Source organism: Pseudanabaena sp. 'Roaring Creek' (assembly GCF_001402795.1).
Classification (GTDB): Bacteria; Cyanobacteriota; Cyanobacteriia; order Pseudanabaenales; family Pseudanabaenaceae; genus Pseudanabaena.
In genome coordinates, this window is record NZ_LIRE01000127.1 from 1 (window position 1) to 4920 (window position 4920).

Here is a 4920-nt window from a genome sequence, read left to right on the forward strand (position 1 = left end):
GTCTGTCCTGCTTGGATATTGGCAAAGTTACCGACTATGGTGATTAGGTCTTGAGCCTTGGGCACTTTTAGCCGCGCTACGGTATAGCCTGTCTCTTCGGACTGAAAGGTGAGGCGTTCGATGATGCCTTGGAGGTAGTCGATGTTGTCAGGCATAAGCCAAAAGGACAGATAGATGTAGCGATCGCTTTACCATTTATATAGCAATTTTGATTTTGTTGTCGGTAAATTGCGATTATTTCACATATCTCACTAACAAAAAGAACACTTTCTATTTATCTAATATTGACTGAGTGTAGAGAATAGAGAACCTTTACCGCTTTTTACTGCCAGTGTAATTTTCAAGCCAACCTCTGCGTGCATTCAAGTTAAGCAAATTCTTAATTTCAATCAAATTATGTCTGAAAGAAATCTGCTAACATTCGATATATCAAATCCATGTTTCGTATCATCCTGTTCCCACCCACACTCAAGATCTTCACATATCTTTTCTGTTATGAACCAACTAATAGGAAGTGGAGTCTTCAACTTCCTAAGCACATATCCTTGCCGAGAGTAATCATCGTCGTCAATGAGACAATGGTTCCCTAAATTATCATATGACGTAATAAAAGAAAAAAATAAATCGTTTGCTTCTCTTTGATGACTTTCATATTCATCAATTGCTCTCCCAACTTTCTTCTCCCATGCATAATAGGACATATAAGAAATGAGGTTAGACATCTGTATTATGGGAATAATTTTATTATTAAGTCTATTAAATAGATTGTCAGCATTAAGAGCTTTCCCTTCCTTGACATCAGAACCACCTAGAGGCAAATGATAGCTATAAAGCTCTCTTGTAAGTCTTAGTTCATTTAGAAGATCTTTAACTTGGCTGTCGTATATTCCAAATCTGACAAAATAATTATCAATGTCTCGGAAGACTTGTGAGTGAGATATTCGTCGTATCTTTTCGATTTTTATGTATGGGGTAAGGATAAGATTGGATAGAAGAGCATTAAATAATGAGTAATAACAAGTATAAAATGTCAAATTTTTAAGATTTTTCCCATTTAATTCTTCTGTTTGAGTAAAGAATAAAGCACTTAAGGTTATTTTTTTTGAGGCATAGAAATGTCTTAACATCCATTTTAGATTGGTTATGTAACTGGCATTAGTATATTCTTTGCAAAATGTAGCATATAACCTATCGCAAAAAGTCTCTAGACACTCTTCGCCTACCATATCTATAGCTTCGCTGAATCCACCATAATTTTTAATTACTTTTTGTAAAATAGTCATCTACAGGAGACCTAATCTTTCTGATTTTTATTAATTAACCCTTAAGTTAACCTCATCATATAATAAGATTTCAATAAATACGACTATCGAAAATGCTCCAAACCTCGGCTAGAAGATCGCATTGTCCTAGTAGCCACAACAAACGTGGGACATTTGGAAAGATTTATAAACGCCAAATATTGGCAAGCGATCGCCTAAGTTACAGAAATAAAAATAGATTCAACTCAAAAAACAGCCCAACCACTCAATCAAGAAATGCACCTGCTTATCCCCAGGCAGGAGAGCCAGACTCGTGATCTTAATTCTCCCTTTCTCAAAAGAGAAGCGATAATAGAACTCAATCGGGATCTTTGCATGAAGTAACTCCCAAAGCGAATCCGTAAGCTTCGAGTCTAGAAACAGATCGCGCCCATCCTCTGACGCATAAATGCGAAACACCCCAACCTTCCGCGCCACCAACTTCAGTTCCATCACCCTGAGCAATACCTGAGTTTCTTCAGGCAAAGTCCCATACAGACTTTCCCAAACCGCCGCCAACTTGAGAATATCCTCCTTCGACTTCACCTTCGCCAAAGTCAAATAAGCATTAATCTTCGTCTTACTATCCGCCATATAACTATCAGGAATAAAAGCCACCAAACGCGGCAACTGAAGCTCAGTATCCGCAACTTCAGGCAAAATCTTCCCCCGTAACTCGTTAATATATTCCTGAAGTAAATCCATGTACAACGCAAAGCCAATCACATCCGCCTGACCCGACTGCTCCTCACCCAAGAGATCCCCCAATCCACGAATTTCCATATCGCGCATCGCCAGTTGATAGCCCGAACCAAGCTGACTAAACTCCTGAATCGCATCCAATCTCCTCTTAGCTGAATCTGTCAACTCAAGATTAGGAGGATACAGCAAATAAGCATGAGCTTGAATCCCTGCCCGACCAACGCGACCACGCAATTGATAAAGTTGCGCCAAACCCAACTTATGAGCATCCTCAATCAAAATCGTATTCACACGCGGAATATCTAAACCCGACTCAATAATCGTGGTACAGAGGAGAATATCCGCATCATTATTATTAAAAGCAACCATCGCCGCCTCTAACTCCGACTCCTGCATTTGCCCATGCGCGATCGCCAATCTCACATTCGGTAACATCAACTGCAAAGAAACAGCGATCGCCTCAATGCCCTCAATACGCGGCACAACATAAAACACCTGACCACCACGGTCTAACTCATGCCGAATTGCTGTTTTCACCAGAGACGCATCATAGGCAGACAAATGGGTTTGAATCGATCGCCTTGAGGGAGGAGGAGTCGCAATCACACTCATTTCTCGCACTCCAGAAAGTGCCGCATAGAGAGTACGCGGAATCGGCGTAGCACTCAAAGTCAATAAATCCACATCCCCCTTCATCGTCTTAATTTTCTCCTTCTGCAAAGTCCCAAAGCGTTGCTCCTCATCAATCACCAGTAAACCCAAATCATGAAACTCAACATCCTTTGACAAAAGCTGATGCGTACCGACAATGACTTGCACCTTACCACCAGCAACCTGTTGTAAAACCTGCTTGCGCTCCTTCGCAGGGCGAAACCGATTTACGATATCCACTGTGAAAGGATAAGCCGCAAACCGAGTTTGGAGCGTATGAAAATGCTGCTGCGCCAGAATCGTCGTCGGAGCTAACAGAGCCACTTGTTTACCCGCACAAACCGCCTTAAAAATTGCCCTTACCGCCACCTCTGTTTTACCAAAGCCCACATCACCGCAAACCAGCCGATCCATCGGGCGATCGCTTTCCATATCTTGCTTCACATCTTGAACAGCTTTGACCTGATCTGGTGTGAGTTGATAGGGAAAAGAATCTTCCATCTCCTGTTGCCAATCGGTATCAGGGGGAAAAGCATAGCCGACTAAATTGGCGCGGCGAACATAGAGTTGCAGTAAATCCCTTGCTAACTTGTAAATCTCCTTTTGACACTTGTTCAGTGCATTATCCCAAGCCTTTGTATTGGCGATGCTATTTAACTTAGGAGGCTTATTAGAAGCACTGCGATAGCGGGAGAGAATCTTCTCGTTTTCCTGCGCGATCGCCACCGCAGTTTTACCATCAGCAAACTCAACAATGTAATGCGGTTGCTTTTCCCCCTTCACTTCAATGGTTTCAAAGCGCGTAAATTTACCAATCCCATATTTACGATGCACGACATAATCACCCACATTTAGCTCGTCAGGATTCACTGACTTAGCAGAAGTTATATGTGAGGGATGGACAAAGGTTGGCGATGCTAATAATTGCTGTCCGAATAATTCGCGATCGGTCAAGAGCGCCAGCTTGCAACTAGGCAAAACAAAGCCTTGCATCTCCATCATTCCCGAATATTTCAAAATCACTGGTTTACCAGCTTTCTGAATCCGCGCAATGGACTGTAAATCATCAGGATTACTGACAAAGTTAGCAATGCAGTCATACTCTTTGAGCAAAGTTGCCACACGCAGAGGTTGAGCCGAAATCAGCGTGACTTGATATTCTGAGTTGAGATATTCACGAATCAGCGCCGCAATCTGGTCAAACTGATGGGGAACTAGGGGAATAGAGGCACTGGCAAAATCAAAAATATTGGCTCTGGGTTTAAGCGATCGCTCGGTAAGTTGAAGCATCTGAAACTTCTTTGCCTCAGTCACGCATTTAGCAAAGTCCCAATGCAGTTTCGGTGTATCGGCTTGAGATTGATTTTGATAAAGTTCTTCCGCAGCTTCGTACCAGCGATCGCCATAGCTCTGACATTGTTCAGGTTCATCAATGGCAACAATGAAGTTCTTGGGTAAGTAATGCAGTAATGATGACTTGTGAGCAACAAACTCATGCAAATCGATAGGGGTGATCGCAATGCTGGATAGGTCAGTAAAGTTCTTGGGATTAGTGGGGTCAAATTCTCTGATTTTCTCGACAGTACCGCGATTGCAGCTTAGGCGCACGGGTAGATTTCGATTAATTGGAAATACTTCAAAACTGAATCCTTTGCGGCTCCATTGTTTTGATTCCTTTACTTCTTTAACTTCTTCATATCCTAATCTTTGCAGAGCCGCAGCTAGTAATTTAACTGATTGCGAATCACCGATATTGAGATAGAGGCTATGTTTTTGGAAGACTTGAGTGGATGGTAGATGGGGCTGTAGTGCGTTAATGGTGGTAGCGATCGCTAGATTATGCTGTGGTTTGGCAAGCAATTCTGCTAATATCTCAATCCTTGTCCAAGCAGTTTCTAAATCGATTTGGGATGGTTCGTAGGGAAATGTATCAAGGGGTTGATATAGATAGACGCTTTCCCATTCCATTGACTGTAGTTGTAAAGCCCATCGGGTCGCTTCTTCGACAGTGGCAGTGACGATGAGTAATGGTTTGGTTTGTCGTTGACATAGGTGGGTGCTAATCAGTCCTTTGCCTAAGCGTGATAGTCCTGATAGGGATATGCTTTTGGCTGTTTTGAGTTTCTCGCCTATTTTTGTGGCGACGGTTGATTTGGCTATATTCTCTAGGATTGCTGTGAAGGTCATGGGTTGGGAATAGTCATGAATAGACTAATTCAGGTTCATTGATGAGGCGTAATAGCTTGACAGGTTCGATTGTTTCCAT

2 protein-coding genes are annotated in these 4920 nt (G+C 42.3%); both read right to left on the reverse strand.

From position 1 onward, the window contains the following. Positions 1-389: 389 nt before the first annotated feature. Positions 390-1283, reverse strand: coding sequence for a hypothetical protein (locus AC805_RS04140; RefSeq protein ID WP_055074240.1), 894 nt, complete (start codon positions 1281-1283; stop codon positions 390-392). Between the two features lie 219 nt (positions 1284-1502). Continuing rightward, positions 1503-4841: a transcription-repair coupling factor gene (mfd, locus tag AC805_RS04145; protein ID WP_055074241.1), complete on the reverse strand. Its 3339-nt coding sequence runs from the start codon at positions 4839-4841 to the stop codon at positions 1503-1505. Positions 4842-4920 lie beyond the last annotated feature (79 nt).